At 36.0% G+C, this 26,223-nt stretch carries 22 protein-coding genes and 1 pseudogene; 18 read left to right on the top strand and 5 right to left on the bottom strand.

All coding sequences use genetic code 11. The features are described from left to right. Window positions 1-36 precede the first annotated feature (36 nt). Window positions 37-1,077, top strand: a complete 1,041-nt coding sequence (locus IW16_RS03440; RefSeq protein WP_034739716.1) for a GMP reductase — start codon at window positions 37-39, stop codon at window positions 1,075-1,077. 74 nt (window positions 1,078-1,151) lie between these two features. Here the strand turns inward: IW16_RS03440 and fabG are convergent, their stop codons facing one another. The 4 genes from fabG to IW16_RS03460 all read right to left on the bottom strand — a co-directional run bounded on the left by fabG (window position 1,152) and on the right by IW16_RS03460 (window position 5,756). After that, entirely contained in the window at window positions 1,152-1,895 is a 744-nt protein-coding gene (gene fabG, locus IW16_RS03445) for a 3-oxoacyl-[acyl-carrier-protein] reductase (protein ID WP_034740540.1), read from the bottom strand. 173 nt (window positions 1,896-2,068) lie between these two features. After that, complete coding sequence (locus IW16_RS03450; protein ID WP_131327831.1) at window positions 2,069-3,577, bottom strand: WG repeat-containing protein; 1,509 nt, start codon at window positions 3,575-3,577, stop codon at window positions 2,069-2,071. A gap of 5 nt (window positions 3,578-3,582) precedes the next feature. After that, the gene (gene rsmI, locus IW16_RS03455) at window positions 3,583-4,257 is read right to left on the bottom strand and encodes a 16S rRNA (cytidine(1402)-2'-O)-methyltransferase (RefSeq protein ID WP_034739718.1); all 675 of its coding nucleotides are present in this window, start codon (window positions 4,255-4,257) and stop codon (window positions 3,583-3,585) included. A gap of 2 nt (window positions 4,258-4,259) precedes the next feature. Then, entirely contained in the window at window positions 4,260-5,756 is a 1,497-nt protein-coding gene (locus IW16_RS03460) for a hypothetical protein (RefSeq protein ID WP_034739725.1), read from the bottom strand. Window positions 5,757-5,817: 61 nt separating this feature from the next. Here IW16_RS03460 and IW16_RS03465 point away from each other — a divergent pair, with 61 nt between their 5' ends. The 6 genes from IW16_RS03465 to IW16_RS03490 all read left to right on the top strand — a co-directional run bounded on the left by IW16_RS03465 (window position 5,818) and on the right by IW16_RS03490 (window position 14,695). Next, window positions 5,818-6,408 (top strand): thymidine kinase, encoded by a 591-nt coding sequence (locus IW16_RS03465; RefSeq protein WP_034739727.1) that lies wholly within the window; start codon window positions 5,818-5,820, stop codon window positions 6,406-6,408. A gap of 306 nt (window positions 6,409-6,714) precedes the next feature. Further along, a complete protein-coding gene (locus IW16_RS03470; protein ID WP_034739728.1) occupies window positions 6,715-9,162 on the top strand; it encodes a bifunctional UDP-N-acetylmuramoyl-tripeptide:D-alanyl-D-alanine ligase/alanine racemase in 2,448 nt (815 codons plus the stop codon). 2 nt (window positions 9,163-9,164) lie between these two features. Continuing rightward, window positions 9,165-11,321, top strand: coding sequence for a patatin-like phospholipase family protein (locus tag IW16_RS03475; RefSeq protein WP_034739731.1), 2,157 nt, complete (start codon window positions 9,165-9,167; stop codon window positions 11,319-11,321). Window positions 11,322-11,325: 4 nt separating this feature from the next. Continuing rightward, on the top strand, window positions 11,326-11,748 hold the full coding sequence (gene ybeY, locus IW16_RS03480) for an rRNA maturation RNase YbeY (protein ID WP_034739732.1): 423 nt from the start codon (window positions 11,326-11,328) through the stop codon (window positions 11,746-11,748). A 146-nt stretch (window positions 11,749-11,894) separates the two neighbouring features. Continuing rightward, entirely contained in the window at window positions 11,895-13,757 is a 1,863-nt protein-coding gene (gene mnmG / locus IW16_RS03485) for a tRNA uridine-5-carboxymethylaminomethyl(34) synthesis enzyme MnmG (protein ID WP_034739733.1), read from the top strand. 116 nt (window positions 13,758-13,873) lie between these two features. Next, window positions 13,874-14,695 (top strand): class I SAM-dependent methyltransferase, encoded by an 822-nt coding sequence (locus IW16_RS03490; protein WP_034739734.1) that lies wholly within the window; start codon window positions 13,874-13,876, stop codon window positions 14,693-14,695. Window positions 14,696-15,277: 582 nt separating this feature from the next. Here the strand turns inward: IW16_RS03490 and IW16_RS03500 are convergent. Then, window positions 15,278-16,468 (bottom strand): phosphoglycerate kinase, encoded by a 1,191-nt coding sequence (locus IW16_RS03500; protein WP_034739738.1) that lies wholly within the window; start codon window positions 16,466-16,468, stop codon window positions 15,278-15,280. Window positions 16,469-17,022: 554 nt separating this feature from the next. Here IW16_RS03500 and rpiB point away from each other — a divergent pair. The 11 genes and pseudogenes from rpiB (at window position 17,023) to tsaB (ending at window position 26,219) form a co-directional block, all read left to right on the top strand. Then, window positions 17,023-17,457, top strand: coding sequence for a ribose 5-phosphate isomerase B (gene rpiB / locus IW16_RS03505; RefSeq protein ID WP_034739740.1), 435 nt, complete (start codon window positions 17,023-17,025; stop codon window positions 17,455-17,457). Window positions 17,458-17,829: 372 nt separating this feature from the next. Next, window positions 17,830-18,077: pseudogene (locus IW16_RS26855) on the top strand (thrombospondin type 3 repeat-containing protein); the annotation flags it as partial. A 619-nt stretch (window positions 18,078-18,696) separates the two neighbouring features. Continuing rightward, entirely contained in the window at window positions 18,697-20,850 is a 2,154-nt protein-coding gene (gene rnr / locus IW16_RS03520) for a ribonuclease R (RefSeq protein WP_034739746.1), read from the top strand. After that, window positions 20,850-21,359 carry a hypothetical protein gene (locus tag IW16_RS03525; protein ID WP_034739748.1) on the top strand — a complete coding sequence of 170 codons (510 nt, stop codon included), beginning with the start codon at window positions 20,850-20,852 and terminating at the stop codon, window positions 21,357-21,359. The genes rnr and IW16_RS03525 overlap by 1 nt, the downstream gene beginning before the upstream one ends. A 1-nt stretch (window position 21,360) precedes the next feature. Next, window positions 21,361-22,047: a LysE family translocator gene (locus tag IW16_RS03530; protein WP_034739750.1), complete on the top strand. Its 687-nt coding sequence runs from the start codon at window positions 21,361-21,363 to the stop codon at window positions 22,045-22,047. After that, entirely contained in the window at window positions 22,044-22,973 is a 930-nt protein-coding gene (locus tag IW16_RS03535; protein WP_034739751.1) for a S66 peptidase family protein, read from the top strand. The genes IW16_RS03530 and IW16_RS03535 overlap by 4 nt, the downstream gene beginning before the upstream one ends. A gap of 53 nt (window positions 22,974-23,026) precedes the next feature. Further along, window positions 23,027-23,398: a YraN family protein gene (locus IW16_RS03540; RefSeq protein WP_034739754.1), complete on the top strand. Its 372-nt coding sequence runs from the start codon at window positions 23,027-23,029 to the stop codon at window positions 23,396-23,398. 2 nt (window positions 23,399-23,400) lie between these two features. Further along, window positions 23,401-24,225, top strand: a complete 825-nt coding sequence (locus IW16_RS03545; RefSeq protein ID WP_034739755.1) for a hypothetical protein — start codon at window positions 23,401-23,403, stop codon at window positions 24,223-24,225. A gap of 57 nt (window positions 24,226-24,282) precedes the next feature. Next, window positions 24,283-25,032, top strand: coding sequence for an SDR family NAD(P)-dependent oxidoreductase (locus tag IW16_RS03550; RefSeq protein ID WP_034739758.1), 750 nt, complete (start codon window positions 24,283-24,285; stop codon window positions 25,030-25,032). Further along, a complete protein-coding gene (locus IW16_RS03555) occupies window positions 25,004-25,474 on the top strand; it encodes a nuclear transport factor 2 family protein (protein ID WP_165571949.1) in 471 nt (156 codons plus the stop codon). Before IW16_RS03550 ends, IW16_RS03555 begins: the two co-directional genes overlap by 29 nt. A gap of 64 nt (window positions 25,475-25,538) precedes the next feature. Continuing rightward, on the top strand, window positions 25,539-26,219 hold the full coding sequence (gene tsaB, locus IW16_RS03560; RefSeq protein ID WP_034739764.1) for a tRNA (adenosine(37)-N6)-threonylcarbamoyltransferase complex dimerization subunit type 1 TsaB: 681 nt from the start codon (window positions 25,539-25,541) through the stop codon (window positions 26,217-26,219). Window positions 26,220-26,223: the final 4 nt, after the last annotated feature.

Genomic DNA, 26,223 nt, shown 5'->3' on the forward strand with positions numbered 1-26,223 from the left:
TTCCCTACATTTATTCTTATTAATTTTTTCCAGATTATGAGAATAGAATATGATATAAAGCTTGGATTCAAGGATGTAATGTTCCGCCCAAAACGCTCTACATTAAAATCCCGTTCAGAAGTTAACCTCGAAAGAGAATTTACATTCAAGCATACTAAAAAGAAATGGAGAGGTGTTCCCCTGATCGCAGCTAATATGGATACGGTAGGAACTTTTGAAATGGCTGTAGAACTGGCCAAAGACAAAATTATAACGGCTGTACACAAGCATTATACGCCTGAGGAATGGAGTGAGTTTCTGGACAGCCAGCCTGAAAGCATTCACCAATATATTGCTTTAAGCACCGGTACCGGAAAAGCTGATGAAGAAAAACTAAGGCTGATCCTCGAAAAGCATCCGAAAATCGAATTTCTCTGCATAGATGTAGCTAACGGTTATTCTGAGCATTTCGTTGGGTTTGTGAAGAAGGCAAGAGCTAATTTTCCAGACAAGATTATTATGGCGGGTAATGTGGTGACCGGAGAAATGGTAGAAGAACTTCTCCTGGTAGGCGCAGATATTATCAAAGTAGGTATCGGGCCTGGCTCGGTATGCACAACACGAGTGAAGACAGGCGTTGGTTATCCTCAACTTTCTGCCATCATAGAATGTTCCGATGCAGCCCACGGTCTTGGAGGTCATATCATTGCTGACGGAGGCTGTAAAGTTCCGGGAGATGTAGCAAAAGCTTTTGGAGGAGGTGCCGATTTTGTGATGCTGGGTGGCATGTTTGCCGGCCATGATGAAAGTGGCGGCGAAATCATCGAAGAGAATGGTAAAAAATACCGTCTTTTTTATGGAATGAGTTCCAAAACTGCGATGGATAAACATTCCGGAGGAGTGGCAGAATACCGTGCTTCAGAAGGAAAAACCGTAAAAGCAGCCTATAAAGGTCCTGTTTCGGAAACAGTAAAGGATATTTTGGGAGGCGTGCGTTCTACATGTACTTATGTAGGAGCTTCCCAGCTTAAAGAACTATCTAAAAGAACCACTTTTATCAGGGTTCAGGAGCAGGAGAATCAGATTTTTAAAGATTAACCGATTTTCTTTAAATCTATTAAAAGATAAAAACGGGCTGTACATTATTTGTACAGCCCGTTTTATTTTTATTATTAAGTCAGCATTCCGCCGTCTACGTTAAGGGTTTGACCAGTGATGTAAGAAGCCATATCGCTTCCTAAGAATACACATGCATTTCCAACGTTTTCAGTCTGTCCCAGTCTTTTCAATGGGATTTGATCTCTCCACCCCTGAATAACTTTTTCGTCCAGTACTGAAGTCATTTCCGTTTCAATGAATCCCGGAGCCACTGCATTACATCTGATGTTTCTTGATCCCAATTCCAGGGCGATAGATTTTGTAAATCCAATCACTCCGGCTTTAGAAGCTGCATAATTGGATTGTCCTGCGTTTCCGCTAATCCCTACTACAGAAGTCATATTGATAATAGATCCTGATTTAGCTTTCATCATTGGTTTAATCACCGCTTTTGTAAGGTTAAATACTGAATCCAAATTGATTCTCATTACTTTATCCCAGTCCTCTTTAGACATTCTCAACAACAGATTATCTTTTGTGATTCCTGCGTTATTGATCAGAATATCAATCTTTCCAAACTCTTCCATTACATCATCGATTAATTTTTGAGCTGCATCATAATCTGATGCGTCAGACTGATATCCTTTGATCTGGGTTACAGAACTTAAAGCTGCTTCTAATTCTTGAGCTTTTTCTACAGAGCCGGCATAAGTAAATGCTACTTTTGCACCCTGTTCAGCGTACATTTCAGCAATTTTCTTTCCGATTCCTCTTGTAGCTCCGGTAATTAGTGCTACCTTTCCTTCTAATAGTTTCATCATATCTCTTGATAATTATATTCTTAGTAAATTCTTCCGTCTTTGAAAAAACGGCAATTTAGCATATTTAAATCTATACGAATTAAACAGTCCGCAAAGATATTATAAATTGTTATTCAATGCATTCCAAATCATCAAATTAGTGATTTTTTTTCACTGTTTTTTATCATATCTCAAAGGCGGCTGCCAATATTTTTAAATCTGGTAAAGTAAAGAATATCCGTTTTTTTGTCTTTATCCAGTTTCAAAACCTCTTTCTGCCAGTAAAACTTATCATAAACTATATCCTTTAAAGGTTCGTTCTGAAAATTCACGACACCATACTTATCTTGCTTTTTCACCACAAATTCATTCTCAGAATTTTCAAATGCAATGATATCGTCATAGATAAAAGGAATAATTTCCTTCCCTTTTTCATCAATTATTCCATATAAATTATTGTTTTTCTTACAGACAACCGGTTTAGAATACATATTAAAAATATTAAAAAAGTCGGCCCCCTGCTCTTTGATTGAAATAACATCCTTCAACACAGAAACCGAATGATCAACTACTGAAAACGTATAATAGCTCTCTTCTTTTTTAATGATGAGATGATCAGGATAGAAGGCAATAATCTGCATGTTTTCCTCTAAAATGTTCTTCAGATCTTTATCCAGAAACTGTTCTTCCCGTCCTTTTTTAAGGTAAACAAATTCTTTTCCTGAAATGCTGAAATTTTGAATAAAATCGTAATCCTGCGGAACAATCATTTCTCCCTGGAGATTCACGACTCCTGTTTTCTTTGATTTTTCACTGTAGACAGTAAACATATCGTTAAAAAGGGGCGTTAGGTATTTAAAATTGTTTGGATAAAGCTTTTTATCTTTTTTATTAAAAACGGTTACTTTACCCTTTTTTCTGAGATAAACATATTGCTTTTCCCCAAAATATTCAGGTGCAGCATCATCAAAAATCTCGTCAGCTATGATATTTTCTTCCGCATCAACAAGCCCGTATTTTCCCGTCGTCCTGTTTTTGGTAATCAGATAAGGATAAGAGGCTAAACTGTAAATCTGGGCCGAAAATTTGTGTAAAGTCTGGCCATTTTTCCCTATGATTTCGCTCTGATTATCTTCATTAATGACCAAAGCTCTGCCCTTTTCGAAATGATTATCCTCATTAAATTCCCGGTTGGTGATCTGTTGCCCGTCCAGATCATATAAAAACCATTTTTTATCTTTCAGTACAAAAAATCGTTCTTCCCCGGCAAAAATAATTCTGTCACAATAAGGAATGATCTGCTTTCCATTATAATCGTAAACGGCTTCCTTTCCTTCCTTTGAGGAAATGATGCGTTTTTCGCTGAGCCAGGGGGTGTTAAAGCTCTGATCATCTATCGGAAGCAATTGATTTCCTTTTTCGTCAATGACGGCAGATTTTGTCCTATAATTGGATTCCTCAGAGGTAAGAATAAACCTTTTTTTAAATATATGTGAGATATTGTAATTTGATTCAAAGGTGATATTTCCTAATGAATCTACAATACTTCTGGTTTTTGTTCTGGCATCATATACCATTCCATAACCGCCTGAATAGGAATAAACCTCCTTTCCGATCTTTTTTGATAAAAGAATTTTTGTATACTGATTGGTCTGGGCCATACACACTGACGAACACAGTGCGAAAACTAAGTTTCTCAATGAATTTAAATAGAATTATTGACAATAAGAACGATCTCTCCTTTTAAAGTTTTGCTTTTGGAAAATTCAATTAATTCATTGATTGTTCCCCGTTTGGTCTCTTCAAACTTTTTAGAAATTTCCCTGCTCAGACTTGCTTTTGTTTCTTCTCCAAAAAATTCTTTGATTTGCTCCAGCGTTGTGTTGATCTTATGTGGACTTTCGTATAACACAATTGTTTTTTTCTCTTCTGCAAGCTGCTTAAGCTTCGTTTGTCTTCCTTTTTTCTGTGGCAGGAATCCCGCAAAGAGAAACTCATTGTTTGGAAGTCCGGATACTACAAGTGCAGGAATTAAAGCTGTTGCTCCCGGAAGGCATATCATTTCAATATTATTCTCTGATCCTGCCCTTGCCAGGAGATAGCCAGGATCTGAAATCCCAGGGGTTCCGGCGTCGGTTATGATCGCTATATTCTGTCCGCTTTTAAGATCATTAATTACCTTTTCTGTGGCCTGATGCTCGTTGTGAAGGTGGTATGATTTTAATGGTTTGGAGATCTCGTAATGCTTTAAAAGTATTCCTGATGTCCTTGTGTCTTCACATAAAATATAGTCAACTTCCTTGAGAACTTTTACAGCCCTAAAGGTCATATCTTCAAGGTTCCCAACAGGTGTGGGAACAAAATATAAGATTCCGCTCAAAATTATAAGAATTTATTTTCTACCAATATCCAGAGTCTCTGGGCATATTCATCTACTTTACTCCACTTTCTCTCGTAATAAAGATCGCTAAGATACTCTTTTGCTTCTTCCAGGTTTCTGAATCCGTTCAGACGGGCTACCGTTTCGTTCAGATCAGACTGGCTTCCGTCGAAAAGCATTTTTGAAAAGGCAATTCTGTCATTCAGATCCAGTCTGAATTCAGGTTTTACCTTATCAGCCTCCATAAAGTTGGTAGGAATATTCGTTTTCAGAATACCTCCATGATCTTCTTTTACTTCAGGTAGTGGCTTTTGCTGGGGTGTTTCTCTTTCGAGAGGATCATCATCAAAAAGAGTTTGTACAGCCTTCAATCCTTTGATATTGGCCAATTTTATTTTTTTCTCCTGCTGATAAGCATCTAAATCTTCGAAGCTTTCATCAGAAGGATGTTTTTCTGTTTCATTGGAAGGTTTGTCTATATCGACAATTTTTCTTCTGTCGTATACTTCTGCCAGTATTGAATCTTCCCTTTCCTCTAAGGGAAAATCATTTTTTATTTCGCTCAGAATACCCTCTACATTAGAAGTGTCCGTAAGCATTTCTCCCTGTTCAATCGTTACATTAGATGCTATAAACTGCTCTTCACTTTCCTCGATCAGTATTTCATCTTCCAGTGTTTCCGTATCAAAGATACTTGGAATTCTTTCTGTCGGTGCCTTAGCATGATCAGCAGTTTTATCGTCTGATCCTTTTTCTTTAAGATCATCTGAAGCAACTGTTTCATGTGAAACACTGTCTTCATCTTCGTCAATTTCGTTTAGTTGATTATTGAAAACTACTTCTTCTGCAGTAGTTTCAGCAATAAATAAATCTTCATTGAGATCCTCATCATTATCAGGCTTCGCATCAGCAAGAACTCTCTCTTCATCAATGAAACTGAAAACCTTTTCGTTGGCATTGAAGGATTCATTCTCTTCTATATCCTTCAGCTGCTGATTGAAAACATCTTCATCTTCTGCAACTGCATTACCGGAATTTTCTTCCTGAGTGTCTTGAGTTGTTGTCTGTCTGTAGTCCCCGTCTGCAAAACCTACGATATTTTCGTGAAACTCATTTTCTACGATTTCATCAAGTTGATGGTTAAATTTTTCCTCTTCATCATCAGATGCAGATGTATAATTTTCACCTTCGTTTTCGTCTATTTCATTAAACTCATTGTTGAAGATGGCTTCTTCTTCAGTCACATCATTATTGGACTCATGAACTTCATCCGAATTTAATGTAACATATTTGTTCTGTGAGTTTTGCGCAGGATTTTCTGTAACGAAATACTCAATATTCTTTTCAAGCAGCCTTAAAAAAGAAATCCTGTTCGCAAGCTCATCTACAAGATCCTGCTTGGAAAGTAATTCGTCTACGTTGTTTATTTTATCCAGAATATCAATGATATTCTTGGATTCAAAAAAAATTTTTTCCTTTAAATCTTGGATGTTCTGCATAATAAGAATCTTATTAAAATTGCTTACTTTTGATCTTAAAAATATACGGCTAATTTAACAAATGTTTTTAGAAAATACAATTAATCATTCCAAACAAAGTGGTTGGATGGAAGTTATTTGTGGCTCTATGTTTTCGGGAAAAACCGAGGAGCTGATCCGAAGATTGCGCAGAGCAGAAATGGCGGGACAGAACGTGGAAATTTTTAAACCGAGACTGGATACACGATATTCTGAAGAGGACGTTGTTTCTCATAATCAGAATAAAATCCGCAGTACAGCAGTAGATAATCCCAATGAAATACTTCTGCTGGCATCCAATTGCGATGTGGTGGGAATAGACGAAGCCCAGTTTTTTGATGAAAGCATTGTTGATATTGCGAATCAGCTTGCCAACAGCGGTACAAGAGTAGTTGTAGCAGGTCTTGATATGGATTTCCTGGGACGTCCATTCGGACCGATGCCCAATTTAATGGCTACTGCAGAATACGTCACAAAAGTGCATGCTATTTGCAAGAGAACGGGGAATCTGGCCAATTATTCTATGAGAACTTCTCAGGGAAATGATCTGGTTGAACTTGGCGAAACAGAAAGCTACGAAGCAGTAAGCCGACGGGTTTTTATTGACGAAATGCTTTTAAGAAAGAAGAAATAACAGGGCAATCTGTAAAAAGATAAAGCAGTAAAACTACAACAGATTAATGACCATAAACACAAATTAAATTAATAAGGCCCCCTTTTGTAAGGCAGCTCCATTCAGACCTCTTAAAAGGCTAAAAACACTGGAAGCATTTACCTTAAAAGGCTATAATTTGAAAATAATTTTGTGTATTGATAATGGTCAAAAAAAATAAATTAACTTGTAATGGTAAAACATTGAAAAAAGGTGTATAGCACAGATCAGTTCAGCTTTCTCAAATTTTACCATCAATGAGCTCAAAATAAAGCAGCAGGGGTACCAATGAACTATACAGTAAAACAAATTGCAGAAATCACCAATGCACAGATTATTGGTGATAAAAATTTAGTGATCAGAAATATCGCGTTTGACAGCAGGATTATTTATTCAATAAAGAATACGGCATTTATTGCGATTAATACGCATAAGAATTCCGGTGAAAAATTTATTGAATCTGCAATAGACCGCGGTATCAGTGTGATTATTTCTGAGCATCAATATCCGCAATTTGAAAATGTAACATGGATTATTGTTGAAAATTCAGTTGCTTTCCTTCAGAAACTGGCCCAATACCATTTTGAGAATTCTCATATTAAATCTATTGGAATTACAGGAAGTAACGGAAAAACTATTCTTAAGGAATGGCTTTATCAATGTCTGTGGAATGAATTTCCAACGGTAAAAAGCCCAAAAAGTTTTAATTCTCAGATTGGCCTTCCACTTTCACTACTTCAGATTAACGATTCCTATGAACTTGGAATTTTTGAAGTTGGAATTTCAAAGCCGCATGAGATGGACAAACTTGAAAACATTTTTCATCCCGAGATTGGATTGCTTACTCATATCGGGAATGCCCATGCAGCCAATTTTCAATCGGAAGAAGAATTGATAAACGAAAAAATAAAGCTTTTTAAAGATTCTAAGGTTATTATTTACAATGGTGATCATCTGTTGGTTGCTAAGAAGATATACGAACTGTATTCAGGTAAAAAATTAATTTCCTACGGACTTAAAAATGATAACAACGTTTTCATCAAAGAAGGTGTTACCAAGGATGAAAATATTACTGTTGTTTATTTTGACGAAGAAATCTCCTTCCCTGTTCATCAAAAAGACGAAGCTACACTGACTAATGCATTGGCATTAATCACAGTTTTAAAGGAACTTAATATTGATAATCAAAAGATCATCGATAAGATCAACTCTCTGAAAGCTGTAGAAATGCGTCTGGAAGCCATTGAAGGAATTAAAAATAATATGATTATTAACGATTCATTTAATCTCGATCTGGATTCCCTGAAAACGGCGCTTCAATTTCTGAATGAATATAAGAAATCTAAAAAATCACTGGTCTTAACAGATATCGTAGGGGTTAATTCTAATTCTAAAGAACTCTATGAAGAAGTCTCTGAACTGGTCAATGACCAAAAGTTTGATTCTGTTTTCCTGATTGGGGAAGAAATATCAAAATTCACTGAATTATTCAAGTCCAAAACTTCTACTTTCGTCAATACCCAAGAGTTAATTGACAGTAAACATCTTACGGAAATTGAAAATCAGATTATTCTTCTCAAAGGAGCCAGAAAATTTGAGATAGAAAAATTAAAGGATATCCTGGAACTGCGAAAGCATGATACAGTTCTTGAAATTAATCTCAATGCCATTCTGCATAATATCAACTATCACAAATCCCTGCTGAAATCGGGGACGAAGATGATGGCGATGGTAAAAGCTAACGCTTACGGGTTGGGCAGCTATGAAATTTCAGAATTTTTACAACACCATCACATTGATTATCTTGGCGTTGCATACGCAGATGAAGGTATAGAACTTCGTAAAAAAGGAATCACTACTCCCATTATTGTCATGAATCCTGAGCAGCACAGCTATGAAGCGATTATTGAATATAATCTGGAACCCGAAATTTACAGTTTCAGAGTTTTAGAGCTGTTTTATGAAGCAGTTCAAAAATCTGGCTATGATAAAAAATATCCTATCCACATCAAGCTTGAAACGGGAATGCACCGTCTTGGCTTTAAAGATTTTGAATTAGATCAGCTAAGCGAAACTTTAAGCCATAAGAATGTAAGGGTTCAGAGTATATTCAGTCATTTATCATCTTCTGATATGCCTGAAGAAAAAGAATTTACTAACAGACAGTTTGACGTTTTTGAAAAAAATTCCAGTTATCTGATTGAAAAACTGAACTACACTCCTATCCGACATATCCTGAATTCATCGGGAATAACAAGCTATACAGACCATCAGTATGATATGGTAAGAATTGGAATTGGAATGATCGGTGAGTCACCATGTAGTGAAATACAAAAACAGCTTCACTCTGTAGTAAGTTTTAAAACCGTAATTTCACAGATTTCAACGGTTGATACCGGAGAATCTGTAGGTTACAGCAGAAGATACAAAGCAGATCATCCTTCAAGAATTGCTACTATTCCTGTGGGGTATGCAGATGGAATACCAAGACTTATCGGCAACCAGACAGGAAGTTTGGGAGTACACAAAGTACTTGCACCCATCGTAGGGAATCTCTGTATGGATATGATGATGATCAATGTAGACAATATCCCGAATGTAAAAGAGGGTGATACGGTCACCATCTTTAATGCAAAACCAAGTTTAAAAGAATTCGCAGACTACTGCAAAACAATAACCTATGAAGTGTTAACATCCATTTCGCCCCGGGTGAAACGGATTTATATAAAAGACTAGTTATGAGAAAACTCCTGATCCTTCTCTTCGCATTCCAGCTCCTAATGATCCATTCTCAAGTGAAAAAGGATCTGGTCATACCAAAAAATCCCAAAATAGGCCTTTCCCTTGCCGGAGGCGGTGCCAAAGGATTTTCACATGTCGGAGTACTGAAGGTCTTAGATTCATTGGGAGTCAAAGTCGATTATATTTCCGGAACCAGTATGGGAGCCATTGTAGGCGGCCTGTATGCTTCAGGATATTCGGGTAAAGAAATAGAAAAAATCGTCATGGATACCGATTTCTATTCTTTGATCATGGATCCCAAATCCAGACAGGAGTCTTCTTTCTTTAATAAATCTGTGGATAAATATCTTTTATCCATACCTCTCAAAAATGGAAAGATATCCCTTCCCTCTTCTATAAGTTCCGGACAGAGAAATGTATACCTTCTCAAAGAACTTTTCAAAAATGTTTCCAATATTGACGATTTTTCCAAACTGCCAATTCCTTTTATGTGTGTAGCTACCAATCTTGAAAGTGGCAATATGCAGATATTTGAAAAAGGAGATCTCGTGCAGTCCATTATGGCCAGCTCAGCTTTCCCTTCTCTTATGGATCCGGTAAAAATTGGTGACAGTATCTATATAGACGGAGCCATGACAGTCAACTATCCTTCAAAGCCGTTAAAGGACAAAGGAATTGATATCGTCATAGGTGTTGACCTTAATCAGGATTTATCGACAAGAGAGGATTTAAGTAACATTATATCCATCCTGAATCAGGTAATTGATTTCGGAATTAAAAGGGATACCAGAAAACAGTATAAATACACCGATATCAATATCAAGCCTAACCTAAAGGGAATGACGGCAACCAGCTATGATGACAAGAAAAAAATTCTTGACAGCGGGTATATAGAAGGAATGAAATATACTGAGATATTGGATCAGCTTCCCAAGAAGTCTTTTGACCGTCTTAGAGAGCGTGTAAACCCCATATATTCCAACGTATATAAGATTGACAGCATTTCACTCGATGGAGGCAGAATATACAGCAAAAACTATGTTCTAGGGAAAATGGGACTCCGTCTTCCGTCTATGCAGACTTACGGCAGTATCAATAAGAAAATCGATAAACTTGTTGCAACAAATAACTACAGATTCATCAATTATGATATCATTCCTGAAAATGATGCGAATTATTTAAAACTTTACGTTACAGAAGACGAAGCCCGTCATTTTTTAAAAGTAGGACTCCATTATGATGAAGTATTCAAAACAGGACTTCTTCTCAATTATTCAGGAAAACGTCTTTTATTTAAAAATTCTAATCTCTCTCTAGACGTTGTCGTAGGTGACAAACCAAGATATTATCTGAATTATTTTATAGACAACGGATACATACCTGGATTTGGTATTTACTCTTCGGGAATGAGTTTTGATCTGAAAAATATAGACAATAATGTTGTAGATAAATGGGAATGGTTTAGAAATGAGGCCTATATTCAGTCTGTATGGAAGGATAAATTTGCAGTTGGAGGTGGTATAAGCCATGATTATTTTGGAGCCGAAATCAATGGCGTACATGAAAGATATATGCGCTTTCTAAACCCTTACGTATTCTTAAAGAGCGATACACAGAATGACAAAGATTTTCCATCCAGAGGTATTTATATAAATGCAGAAGGTAAAGTAATTGACCTTTTAAAGTCTGAGGTAGACAAAAGAATCATACAGGTTAAAGCTGACATCAGGCTAAATATTCCACTCTCAAAGCAGTTCTCCTACCGTCTTAACCTTTACGGTGGAATTACAATTGGAGATAATCTTCCGGAGTTTTACCAATATAGATTAGGAGGAATCTTTGAACAGAATTTAATCAACTTCAGAAGTTTCGGAGGCTTCTATTTTGCACAACTCAACACCAATAATGTTATTCTCATTTCAAATGATGTTCAGTTTAAATTTAATAAAAACTATTTCATCAGCGGGAATTTTAGCTTTGCTAATCTCTCAGAAGACATTAAATTTGAAGATGCAGTTAAAGTAAATTATAGTTCACTAGGACTTACTGCCGGATATAAATCTCCTTTCGGGCAGATTAAAATTAACTTTAGCCACTCACTTAAAAACAATCAAAAAGGCATATTCAGTGTTATTTTAGGACACTGGTTTTAATACAATGATACAATTCTTTTACGAAAATTTAGAGGCATCTGTTAATACAGATTATCAACAATGGCTGAAAGACATTATACTTTCAGAGGACAAAAAACTGGGCGAAATCAATTATATTTTCTGTGATGACGAGCATCTGCTGAAGATCAATCAGGATTATCTGCAGCATGATTATTATACCGATATCATCACTTTCGACTATGTAAAAGGTAAGACAATAAGCGGTGAGATTTTTGTATCTTTGCAGCGTATTTCAGATAACGCTTCTACCCTATCCAGAGATTACGAAGAGGAACTAAAAAGAGTCTTGGCTCATGGCATTCTTCACCTCGCAGGATACAAGGATAAGACAGAAGAAGAAGAAAAAGAGATGCGGAGAATGGAAGATCTTTACCTGGCTAAATTCAGAGATTTAAATCCTGAATAAATTAAAGAATCACTTAAGAAACGATTCGTAAAGTGCTAGAAGCTAGAAGTAATTACCACTCACTTAGAGTGCATTCTCTAAAAATGTTTCACGTGAAACATTCCTAGAAAATATTAAATTAAAAGCTTTAAATAAGCAATATAAAAATGATTTCAGATATATACGACGTCATCGTAGTAGGTGCCGGACATGCGGGTTGTGAAGCAGCAGCAGCTGCCGCGAACCTGGGTTCAAAAACCCTACTTGTTACAATGAATATGCAGACCATCGGACAGATGAGTTGCAACCCGGCAATGGGAGGAATCGCAAAAGGACAGATCGTAAGAGAGATTGATGCTATGGGAGGATACTCCGGAATAATAGCTGATAAATCTGCCATCCAGTTCAAAATGCTGAATCTTTCCAAAGGTCCCGCGATGTGGTCTCCAAGAACCCAAAATGACAGAATGCTTTTTGCGGAAGAATGGAGATTGGCATTAGAAAACACACCCAATCTTGATTTCTTTCAGGATATGGTGAAACAGCTTATTGTTGAAAATAATAAAGTAACCGGAGTTGTTACTTCTTTAGGAATCGAGATAAAAAGTAAATCTGTCGTTTTAACTAATGGAACTTTTCTTAATGGATTAATTCATGTTGGAGATAAACAATTAGGCGGAGGAAGAATGGGCGAACCAAGAGCATTCGGAATTACAGAACAGCTGGTAAGTTTAGGTTTCGAAGCAGGAAGAATGAAAACAGGAACTCCTCCCCGAGTAGATGGAAGAAGTCTTGATTATTCAAAAATGGAGGAACAAAAAGGAGACGAAAATCCTCAGAAGTTTAGCTATACAGATACTCCGAAATTGACAAAACAATTAAGCTGCCATATCGTTTATACCAATGAAACGGTACACGATATTTTACGCGAAAGTTTCGATAGAAGCCCGATGTTCAATGGGACGATTCAAAGTCTTGGTCCAAGATATTGTCCAAGTATAGAAGACAAAATCAACCGTTTCGCAGAAAGAACAAGACATCAGCTTTTCGTAGAACCGGAAGGATGGAGAACAGTTGAGATCTACGTCAACGGATTTAGCTCTTCTCTACCTGAAGATGTCCAGCTTAAAGCAATGAAACATATTCCAGGTTTCGAGAATGTAAAAGTATTCCGTCCGGGCTATGCCATTGAATATGACTACTTCCCTCCTACCCAATTGAAACATACTTTAGAAACAAAACTGATTGACAATTTATATTTTGCCGGCCAGATCAATGGAACTACAGGATATGAAGAAGCAGCTGGGCAAGGTTTAATGGCTGGTATCAATGCGCATAATAAAGTACACGACAAAGAAGATTTCATTCTAAACAGAGATGAAGCTTATATTGGTGTACTGATCGATGATCTTATTACAAAAGGTACAGAAGAACCTTACAGAATGTTCACTTCGCGCGCTGAATACAGACTTTTACTAAGACAGGACAATGCTGATATCAGATTAACGGAGAAAGCTTATCATTTAGGTCTTGCCAAAGAAGACAGATTAAGAAAAGTAGAAACCAAAGTATCTAAGAGTCAGGAACTTGAAAGCTTTTTAAGAGAAACTTCTTTAAAGCCTGGTACGATCAACCCTATTTTAGAAACTATTGACAGTAATCCTGTAGATCAGGCATACAGAGCATCACAATTCCTTACAAGACCTAATATTACTCTGGAAAAACTTGATGCTATAGATGTTATTAAAGAATTTTCTTCTCAATATGATGATGAAGTTCGTGAGCAAGCTGAGATCAATATTAAATATAAGGGATACATAGAAAAGGAAAAGGAAAATGTAGCTAAACTTAATCGTCTCGAAAATATAAAAATTCCAGAGGATTTTGATTATAAAAGCATTTCGAGCCTTTCTTTAGAAGCAAAACAGAAGATGTCTAATATAAGACCTAAAACTATTGCACAAGCAGGCAGGATCAGTGGTGTTTCTCCTGCCGATATAAACGTTTTACTGGTCTATTTGGGACGTTAAATCAAAAATGTTTCACGTGAAACATTTGTAAATTAAAAGCAAAAAATAAGGTATTTATATACGTTTAAACTTACCCCATAAATACCTTATTTTTACAATATCAAGATATCAATTCAATGAGAATAAAAGATCATTTTCTTTCACAGGAAATATTTGAAATAAAAGAAACGGAAACAAAAGGAGTTTTTAAAACCTCTCCTATCCCATCCAATATTTCTAAATATTACGAAAGCGAAGATTATATTTCCCACCATCAGGATTCCGGAAGCTTAAAAGAAAAGCTGTATAAATTCTTACAGTCCTTCAATCTGCAATACAAAAAAAATATCCTCGCAGATAGAATCAAAAAAGGATCGAAAGTTCTTGATTATGGATGCGGCGCAGGAGAATTTGTTAAGTATATAGAAAACGATTTTGAAACTTTTGGCTTTGAACCAGATGACGATGCCAGAAAAGCAGCTCTCAGTAAAATATCAAAAGCAACAGTCCTGGATAATATTCAAAGTATTCCGGATCATAGCCTGGATGCCATCACATTATGGCATGTTTTTGAGCATGTAGAAAATCAGGATGAAATGCTTCAACTATTTCACGGGAAATTAAAAGATAAAGGACTTCTTATTATAGCGGTTCCCAACCCTACTTCCTATGATGCAAAACATTACAAAGAATATTGGGCAGCATACGATGTACCTAGGCATATTTATCATTTCTCTAAAAATGGTATGGAAAATTTAATTTCCAAGAAACCGGATTGGAAAATGAGAAAAATCAAACCTCTGGTCCTGGATTCGTTTTACATCTCTATGTTGAGCGAAAAATACAAAAAATCACCTCTTTTTTGGCTGAAAGCAATAGTCTACGGAACAATTTCAAACGTAAAGGCGCTTTTTTCAAACGAATTTTCAAGTTTGATATACATTATCGAAAAAAGATAGAAAATCGATTTTTGAGCCGTTTATGACGGTCAAATTTCATCAATTTTCACCAAAAAATACAAAAACCCGGAGATTTCCGGGTTTTATTTTTTTAATTTGAGTACAGTCAAAAAATTGAAGTAACTCAAAATTAAAACTCCCCTACCCCACTCTCCAAAAAAAATTGGAAAACAAAATCGGGACTTCTCTAATTTATAGACGATTGAAAATTTTCAAAAAAAATTATGGTATCAAAGAATTCAAAAAAAAGACATAACCAAAAAACACGAAAAAATGAAAAATTAATATTCCTTAGTGCATTTACAAAAATTCAGGATATGGTTAAAAAATATCACGCGAAAAAAATAGATCCAATAGAAAACATACCATCTGTTTTCACTGAGAAAAAATATTTACAAAAAACAAACTATATACACATGTTCCTAACAAATTTAGAAATCAGGTAGTGATTTTCTCAGATACTCTATTTTAAGTTCAAATAGACAGTCATCAATGAATATGACCTATTCTAAAAAATTTACTTTCCATAAAATAAAAAGACCGCCATAGCTGACGGTCTTCTATATATAGAAAAAATAAAATCTATTTGTTGATTGCTGCAATTCCTGGAAGTTCTAAACCTTCCAGACTTTCAAGCATTGCTCCTCCACCTGTAGAAACATAGCTTACTTTTTCATCGTAGCCAAACTGCTTCACAAAAGCAACACTGTCACCTCCCCCAACAAGAGAGAATGCTCCCAATTTTGTCGCTTCAGCAATACTGTCTCCAAGAGCAATTGTTCCTCCTGCAAAGTTTGACATTTCAAAAACTCCTATCGGACCATTCCAAAGAATTGTTCTTGAATTTAACAAAACATCATTGAACTGATCTCTGGATTTGTGACCCGCGTCAAGTCCCATCCATCCTTCAGGGATAGCATAAATATCAGCCTCTTTTCTTTCAACATCATTATTGAAAGCTTCAGCGATAATAACATCTGAAGGAAGATATACTTTTACATGATGCTCCTTAGCTTTTCCAAGAATCTCAAGAGCTAAAGGAAGCTTATCCTCTTCCACCAATGAGTCTCCTATTTTTCCACCTAAGGCTTTAATAAAAGTAAATGCCATACCTCCGCCAATGATCAAATTATCAATCGCAGGAAGTATATTTTCTATAATGGTAATTTTAGTTGAAACCTTAGAACCACCTAAAATAGCAGTTACTGGTCGCTCCCCTTTTCTCAATACTTTATCGATTGCCTGAAGCTCTTTAGCCATCAGTAAACCGAAAAATTTAGTTGAATTGAAATATTGAGCAATAACAGCAGTAGAAGCATGCGCTCTGTGAGCAGTTCCGAATGCATCATTCACGAAAGCATCCCCCAGTTTTGAAAGCTGTTCTGCAAAACCTTCATCACCTTTTTCCTCTTCATTGTGAAAACGCAGGTTTTCCAGCAATAAGATTTCCCCGGGTAAAAGCTCAGCAGCAGCTTTTTCAGCCTTTTCTCCGATACATTCATCCACAAACTTCACTTCCTTTCCAAGAACGCCGGAAACTTCATCTACGATATGCTTAAGAGAGAATTCATCTTTCACTTCACCCTTTGGTCTTCCAAGATGCGTCATTAAGATCACGGAACCTCCGTCATTAAGAATTTTTTCCACTGTGGGCTTCACAGCAGCAATTCTCGTATTATCCGTTACTTTTAGCTGATCATCCTGCGGAACATTAAAGTCCACTCTTACCAGAGCCTTCTTGTCTTTAAAATTGAAATCATTGATTGTTTTCATAAATATCGTTGAATTTTCGTTTCACAAATGTAAGCTTTTAAACTTTTTCAACAGATCCCCCGAATTAAAACTTTTCCGAAACTTTCCCCCAACCCAATCACCCACTAATCAACAATTTTTTTCTCTTTAAAGAAAAGAATAATGTAGTTGTTGTTGAGTATTGTTAGTTTCGGGGATAAGTTTTATCAAAAAAATTGGTAACAAATAATTTTTATTCAATTCATATTTAATTCACATTGTAAAATATTGTAAATCTGTCTTTTCACACACTTATTAACAGATGTGAATAACTTTCCCACAAATCCATTATTAGTTATTTAATTATGGAAAAACTTTGGAGTAAGTGAAGAAAACAATTTGAAAGTTGTGAGTGAAATTTCCAAATACATTTCCCATTACGAAATAAATTCTTCTTTAAAAATAGAAAGTTGGAAAAAGTTTTCCACAGTTATTCACATACCTTTTCACAAATTACCCCCGATTAATTAACAGACTTTGTTATTATTCTTACCTTTGTCATGAAATAAAATCTAAAAAGACTTAATACAGGTATTATGAAAAGAAAAATAGCGATTGCTGCAGACCATGCAGGCTATGAGTATAAGGAGATTGTTAAGAACTATCTATCAGAACGATTTGATGTTCAGGATTTTGGCACGTTTTCCACAGACAGTGTGGATTATCCTGACTTTGTACACCCGGCAGCAGCCTCTGTTGAAAACGGTGAAAATGAATTGGGAATTTTGATCTGCGGAAGCGGAAATGGAGTTCAGATTACAGCAAACAAACATCAGAAGATCAGATGCGCACTTTGCTGGATGCCGGAGATTGCAGTCCTGGCGAGACAGCATAATGATGCGAATATGATCTCAATGCCTGCGAGATTTATCTCTAAGGAAGTAGCTATGGAAATTGCAGAGAAATTTCTTTCCACAGACTTTGAAGGGGGAAGACACCAAAACAGAGTTGACAAAATTGCTGTTTGCTAAATATATAAAGGCCTGTAAATCAAATTGCAGGCCTTATTTATTATTTATTTTGTACATTTGTACCAGCCAATAGAAATTACCAGTCTATTATTTCCGTACAGAACCTCAAATATTTAAAAGATATTATTCAAAGGTTTTTCTCCCCTCTTCTCCATATTTGTAGTAATTTTATACAAACTAAAGTTTCCATTGAAAAAAAATTGGAAGGAAAATTGATGCTGTTGGACTAATAAAGAAATTTAAACCTGAATGAAGATCAAAGCATCTGCCGTACTATTTTTCGTTATAAGTTGTTTCCATGCTCAGGAAATAGCGGATAGAGATGCCTTTGAAAAATGCATAAAGGAAAACAGCCGGAGAACCTGCATGTCTGATAAAGATAAAGATGGTGTTCTGTTTTATCTTGATGAATGTTCCAATGTTCAGGGATTGGCTGAATTTAAAGGATGTCCGGACTCAGACGGTGATGGGATTCCTGATAAAGATGATTTCTGTTTTGAAGTGCCGGGACCTATGGAAAATAAAGGATGTCCATGGACGGATGCAGATGGTGCGGTATTTTGGATAAAGATGATGCATGTCCAGCTGTAGCAGGAAAAGTTGAGATGAATGGATGCCCTGATATCATCAGACATTATTATTCAGAAGAAGAATTAAAAAAAGTAGAAGAAGATTTTTTAGCGCGTACTAAGAACAATAATTATCATGCGCTGGCCGATCAGATTTTTAAAAAGATTGAAAAAAAATATTTTAAACATAAAATACTGTACATATCCATTTTAGATATTTTCTCAGCCGGATGTGGAATGGATAGAACAGACTATTCAGCAGATAATTTAAGAAGTAGGTTAAAGTACAAATCTTTCTGGGATGACAGAAATTTCAGAAAGTTTGTAAATATTTTTCCGGAAAAAACAATTATTCCGGTACCGCGTGGTTACGATTATGCTTACAAACGTTTTTTGGAGCAGATCAATTTTAAAGGTATTCCCCAATCAAAACTTGATTACAGAGTCGTTTTTAACGCCAAAGGAAATTTTGTTAAAACAGTAACAAATAAAGAAGTAATAATTCCTGAAAGTGATTTCATTCAAATATCTCTTAATATGGAGGAAAAAAATAATAAGGTAGAAGTTCTTATGGGAGATCTCGTTTATTATTTTGAGTTTAAAAATTCTGAAGTAACAGAAATTGCAAAATCGGATTATTACAAATAATAACAATTAAATAATATTAAAAATGCCAAGAAAAGGTAAATATATAAGCCATAAAAACGAACAGAAACTGATAGAAATCGGAAGACTGATCCTTCGTTTCATGAATACTAATTCATCAAAAATCTATAATTATAAACAGATCGCAGATGGAATAGATTATAAAAATCCCCGCCAGAGAGAGCTTGTTATTCAAAGCCTTCACAAACTTCAGGCTTCTGAGAAGATCAAAGAAGTAGACAAAGGAAAATATATCGTTAATCTGAAAATTGCAGGAACATTAACAGGAATCATTGATTTTAATCAGTCCGGTAACGCCTATGTAAAAGTAGAAGGTCTGGAAGATGATGTCTTTATTCACTCGAAAAATGTAAAAGATGCTCTTCAGGGAGATAAAGTTTTAATTATTACCTATCATTTCAAAGGTAAGAAACTGGAAGGCTCCGTATTGGAAGTTCTGGAAAGAACAAGAACTGAATTTGTAGGAACATTTCAGCTCGTAGCTCATAAAGACTTTGGTTTTGTAGTTTGTGATAAAAAAACGATCAATACTGACATCTTTATTTCAAAAGCAAACTTCGGAGGAGCTGAAAACGGGGACAAGGTAGTTGTAAAAATGACTGAATGGAGACCGGGAGACAAAAATCCACAGGGAGAAATCATTCAGGTACTGGGTGCTCCGGGTGAGCATGAAACTGAGATCCACTCTATTCTTGCAGAATATGGGCTTCCGTATGAATTCCCGCAGGAAGTTGAGCTTGATGCCGATAAAATCGACAGAAGAATCACCAGTGAAGAAGCTGCAAAACGCTGGGATATGCGTGATATCTGTACCTTCACTATCGACCCTAAAGATGCAAAAGATTTTGATGATGCGCTTTCTATAAGAAAATTAGAAAATGGAAACTGGGAAATAGGTGTGCATATTGCAGACGTTTCCCATTACGTAGTTCCGGGAACTATGCTGGATGATGAAGCCTATAAAAGAGCAACTTCGGTATACCTTGTAGACCGTGTGGTTCCTATGCTTCCGGAAGTTTTAAGTAATGATGTATGTTCACTTCGTCCTAATGAAGATAAATATACATTTTCGGCAGTTTTTCAGCTGAATGACAAAGCAGAAATTCAGAAGCAGTGGTTTGGGAGAACAGTGATTCATTCAGACAGAAGATTTACGTACGAAGAAGCTCAGGAACGTATAGAAACGGGACAGGGAGATCTTGCTGAAGAAATCAATACTTTAGACAGACTTGCCAAGATTATGCGTGATGAGCGTGTAAGAAACGGGGCGATTACTTTCGATAGAAGTGAAGTAAGATTCAACCTGGATGAAAATAATTCGCCAATTGGAGTTTACTTTAAAATAAGTAAAGATTCCAATCATCTGATCGAAGAATTCATGCTTTTAGCGAATAAAAAAGTATCTGAATTTGTATCATTGACGAGTAAAGGAACAGTAAGCAACAATACCTTTATTTACAGGGTTCACGATGATCCCAATCCTGCTAAATTGGAAGCATTAAGAGATTTTGTTTCTACATTTGGATATAAAATGAACCTTGACAACACTAAGAAAGTTGCAGAATCATTGAATAAACTTCTTTTTGATGTCAAAGGAAAAGGAGAAGAAAATATGATCGAAACGCTGGCGATGAGAAGTATGAGCAAGGCGGTATATTCTACAGAACCTATCGGACACTATGGTTTAGGTTTTGAATACTACAGTCACTTTACCTCTCCTATCCGACGTTATCCTGACCTTCTTGCCCACCGTCTTTTACAACATTATCTTGATGGAGGTAAATCTCCAAGCAGGCAGGAACTCGAAGACAAAGCAAAACACTGCAGTGCTATGGAAAGACTTGCTGCCGATGCGGAAAGAGATTCTATTAAATACATGCAGGTGAAGTTTATGGAAAAACATCTTGGAGAAACCTTTACCGGAGTGATCTCAGGTGTGGCAGAATTCGGCTTTTGGGTTGAAATACCTGAAAACGGAGCTGAAGGGTTAATCAAATTAAGAGACCTGGTAGATGATTCATATTCATACGATCAGAAGACCCATGCCGTTTATGGTAGCAGAACGGGTAAAAAACATCAGTTAGGAGATGAAGTTCAGATCAAAGTAGTAAAAGCCAACCTTATTCAAAAACAGTTGGACTTTAAGATTGTTGACTAATGACTAAAATTGATAAAGCGATCGTATTCAGTATTCTGAATGCGATTTTGCTTGTGACTGTTATTTTTAAAACGGTTCTCAATTTTTATGTATTTGTAGCAGTTATCCTCCTTCTTATTGTATCGTGTTATATTTTAATCAACAAAAACAGGATTAATATTGGAAATGAGGGGAAAAAATATTTTTTTTTGATTAAATTTCCGCTTGTAATTAATTTTTTTTTTCTGATCAATTATATTACAGGAATGAATCCCACAAAAGAAACCTATTGTTATAGGGCACAATCATCTTATGTTGGAGGCGCTCATAGTCGTCAGGTAGGAAAGACTACCTACATCTACTTAAGCGGAAATGCCTATGAATATGAGTATATGATCAGGAGTTTTTTTATCGATTACAAAAGGATGATGTTTAAAAACCAGATTACCTATACATTTGAAAGAGGTATCTTTGGGTTAAAAATCAGGAAAGATTTCCAGTTTTTTTATAATGAAAATTGTTTAGAATAGAATGTTTGAACTTGTACTTTCTGCCGTTGTTTTAGGGTTTATGCTGAGCCTGGTTTTTATAGGACCTATTTTTTTCCTGTTAATTGAAACCAGTTTTTCCAGAGGACCCAGGCATGCTCTGGCACTTGATCTCGGAGTCATTACGGCAGATATATTATGCATTGTTGCTGCTTATTATGCAAGTGCAGATATTGTCACTTTAATAGATAAACATCCCGGATTTTACCGGATCACTTCAATTCTTATATTTGTTTACGGGATTGTGATGATGGTTACCAAAACCAAAATGCATATGCCCGGTGAAGAAAGAATCATTGGCCAAAACTATTTTAAAACGTTTTTCAATGGTTTTTTCTTTAATCTGTTGAATGTAGGAGTTATTCTTTTCTGGCTGGTTACAGTAATTTCTGTCCGGAATCAGTATCCTGATACCAGCAGTTTTATTCTATATGTAGGTATTGTGATTGGAACATATCTGTGTATTGACCTGGCCAAAATATTCTTAGCAAAACAATTCCATGATAAACTTACCCAGAAACTCGCCAACAAGATCAGAAGGATTGTAGGCGGGATTCTTATTGTGTTCAGTTTCTTTATTTTTCTGCAGAGTTTTAAGAAATTCAATCAGTTTGACAGACGTTTAGAGGAAGCTGAGAAAAAGGAAATCAAATACCAGAAAACAGAATGAAAAAAATAATCTTTCCAAAAACTCTTAAAAAAGGAGCTAAAATAGCTGTTATCTCCCCTGCCGGAGCTGTAGATCCATCTCAGCTTGAAAAAGGTATAGAAATGATCAAAAGCAATGGTTTTGAACCTGTATTGGGAGAACATCTCTATACTAAGTTTTCAAATGGATATAACTACGCAGGAACGGAAAAGGAAAGATTAAAAGATATGAACTGGGCTTTGAACGACAGAGAGATTTCAGCAGTCTGGGCTTCCAGAGGCGGTTACGGATGCCAGCATCTGGTTCAGCATCTAAAACTGAAAAACTTTACAGAAAATCCTAAATGGTATATCGGCTACTCTGATAATACGGTTATACAAAGCTATTTACTAAACAAAGGTTTCGCATCCATTCACGGGCAGACTATCAAAACCTCAAGTTTTGGAGTGACTGGGGAAAGCTATGGGCTGATCTTTGATATTTTAAAGGGGAAAAGCCTCAAATATGCTTTAAAAGCTCATCAATTTAATAAGAAAGGGAACATTGAAGGAGAACTGGTTGGAGGTAATTTAGCCCTGATCTATGCGCTTCTTGGAACCAAATATTCCTTTGACTTTAGGGATAAGATTTTATTTATTGAAGATATCGGTGAAAACTTTTATGCACTGGACCGAATGATCATGAGTCTTGAATTAGCCGGAGTTTTCACTAAAATAAAAGGACTGATCATCGGAGGAATGACTAATATGGGCGATGAGAAAGAGAATAAAAGCTATGAAGAAAGCTTTGATGAATTTGCTTATAAACTGATTTCAGACAGAATCTCAAAGTATAAATTTCCTGCTGTTTTCGGATTTCCGAATGGACATATTAAAGACAACCGGCCTTTGATTATTGGTGGAAAAGTTACCATGAAGATTGGAGATAAGGTTAAGATTGATTTTTAAAAGATACCAATCTCAATAAACGCTCTCTACGCTCAAACCCCTAAATTTGAAAGATGGCAACTCACAACGATTTCGGTAAAATAGCAGAAGATCTTGCGGCTGAATATCTGCAGAAGAAAGGCTATAAAGTTCTTACGAGGAATTTCAGGTTTCAGAAAGCTGAAATTGATATCATTGCTGAAAAAGAAAATTTAATTATTATCGTAGAAGTGAAAGCACGTTCTACCGATGCTTTTATGCTCCCCCAGGAAGCAGTGACCAAAACCAAAATAAAATCGATCGTGTCTGCAGCCAACCATTATCTTGAAGAATTTAACAGGAATAATGAAGTAAGATTTGATATTATTTCTGTTCTTCCCGATGAAATGAAGAAATTGACCATTGACCATATAACCGATGCTTTTGAAGCTTTAGATGCCAATTAACTATGAATAATTTAGATTGGGAAGTCATATACTCTGTGGTAGTTTATGTCCTCAAAAACTATCCGCTTAAAATCATTTTCTATATGTCTTTGTGCTTTATACTGGGCATAATACTAAGCATTATCTATAGTCTGATTCTAAAAAAATATAAGGTTCTTTCAAGAGAACATAAATATTATAACTGCGCAGTAAAACTCTACATTCCGGCTATTTTTGTCATCAACATCATTTTCTCTCTTAAAGCAGGACTGTTTTGGGGCGCATACGAGGCACTTAAGAAGGACAGCTACTCTATTTCGCAACAAACATACAATGCCGGTACTTACTATGCTTTTAAAGACGAACAATCCAAAAAGCAGTTTGTTGGAAAGCTTCAGTTGGTGGTATCAGATCTTAGTACAAGTAATCAGAATACAAAGATCAGGATTGTAGATATTGTAAAAGCATATGACACGAAATATCAGGTAGTAGACAGTCCCAAAAACTGGCTGGCTTCTTTGTTTGCTGAAAAATACGGCGAGAGAATCCATACCCTTGTTTTGTATGGAATGCTTAATGCAGTGCCTCATGTGAATATCTCAGAGAGTATTTCGTACAGCGAGTTTGATCAATTGACCAGTAAGCTCATCATGCTGGATTCAAAAGATGTGGAATCTTCTATTGTTGTAAAGATTCAGAATTTGTTTCTGATGGTTCTGAAATCACAGTTTAAAACGATTATCAAGGGAATTCTTATCATCTTGATATTGCTCATGCTGATTCCGTTAGTTGAATTTTGCATCTACAGATATGTAATGAAAAGAAAACAAAAAAAGGTAATAATTTAGCAGTGTACCAATGCAAAACGCTTATTCTGTTTACTGTTACATTATAATATAATATTTATGAAAACAATACTCATCACCGGAGCAACTTCCGGAATAGGAAAATCTACGGCAGAACTTCTTGCCAGACAGGGAAACAGAATTATTATCTGTGGAAGGAGAAACGAAGTTTTAGAATCACTAAAATCTGAACTTTCCCAATATACCGAAATATTTAGTTTGATTTTTGATGTAAGAAATCTTGAAGAAGTTGAAAAAGCGATCAATTCTCTTCCGGAGGAATGGAAGAATATTGATGTTCTAATTAATAATGCAGGAAATGCACATGGTTTGGAGCCTCTTTCTGCTGGAAAGACAGATGATTGGGATTCTATGATCGATGGTAACGTTAAAGGACTTTTATATGTTTCTAAATTGATCATCCCCTCTATGAAGGAGAGAAATTCAGGTCATATCGTAAACATTAGTTCAGTGGCAGCAAGGCAAACCTATGCAAACGGAACTGTATATTGTGCAACTAAAAAAGCAGTTGACGTAATTTCCGAAGGAATGCGACTGGAACTTACGGAATTTGGAATCAAAGTGACCAATATTCAGCCGGGTGCCGTGGAAACAGATTTCTCACTGGTAAGATTCAAAGGCGACAGCGAAAGAGCGGCCACCGTTTATGCCGGATATGAAGCTTTAAAAGCTGAAGATATTGCCGATGCTATCGCCTACTGCGTGAATGCTCCTAAACACGTAATGGTGTCAGATATGACCATTTATCCAAGCGCACAAAGTGAGCCGAGAACGATTTACAGAAAATAAAGTGAAAAAAGCATCGCTTTTTATACTGCTTTTCTCATTTGCTTTTTGGAGTTGTCAAAATATAGGCATTTCTAAAAAAGATGAAAAACTATTGGGAAGTATTAAGCTCCTTGATGCCTATTTACAGGATAATGATGAAAAGATAGTCGATATTTTGCAGCCAGATGTTTCTTTTGGCCATTCTAACGGTTGGATACAGAGTTTTGAAGATTTCAAAAAGGATTTTTCATCAAAAAAGGTGACTTACAGAGAGATTCAGCAAACAGAGCTTTCTGAAATCAAAAAATATAAAAATACAGTAAGCATCAGGAGAAAAATAAAAGTTTCGGGAACGTATAAAAATCAGGATTTCGAAATGAAACTGGCTCTGCTTGAGATTTGGATAAGAAAGAATGCGGTGTGGAAACTCTGGAGTCGTCAGAGTGTCGAAATAAAGCCATAAATTTGCACGAATTTGAAGCAATTTTGCCTTTTGCAATTTGCCAATCAGCTTAAAAATTAAAGAGATGAAAATTCTATATCTGGAAACCTCTTCCAAAAACTGCTCTGTAGCTATTTCAGACGACGAAAAGCTCCTGTGCCTTTGCGAAGAAGTCTCCGAGAACTACAAACAGTCTGAAAGTCTTCACACTTATGTAGAATGGGCACTGGAAGGTGCAGGACTCACCATGAAAGATATTGAGGCTGTATCTTTGGGTAGAGGGCCCGGCTCATATACCGGGTTAAGGATCGGAGCAGCTTCCGCAAAAGGATTCTGTTATGGGCTGAAAATTCCCCTTACAGCAGTAAATTCGATGGAAAGCATGATAGAGCCTTTTTTAGGCAAAAACTATGATTATGTGGTGCCGTTGATTGACGCAAGAAGAATGGAGGTTTATACGGCCGTTTATGACGGCGAGACAGGGGAAGAAAGATTTCAGACCGAAGCCAAAATTTTAGATGAAACTTCTTTTGAAGAATTTAAAGATAAAAAAGTAATTTTTGTAGGGGACGGAGCAAAGAAGGCTAAAGATATTTTAGATCTTCCCCATGCAGATTTTAGAGAAGATGTCTACCCTTCTGCACAGTACCTGATCAAAAGAACTCTCGAAAAAATCGATCAAAAGGAATTTGAAGATATTGCCTATTTTGAGCCTTTTTATCTCAAAGATTTCCACGGTGTAAAGAAAAAGAAAAGCGAAGAATAGATCT

Source organism: Chryseobacterium vrystaatense (assembly GCF_000737765.1).
Lineage (GTDB): Bacteria > Bacteroidota > Bacteroidia > Flavobacteriales > Weeksellaceae > Chryseobacterium > Chryseobacterium vrystaatense.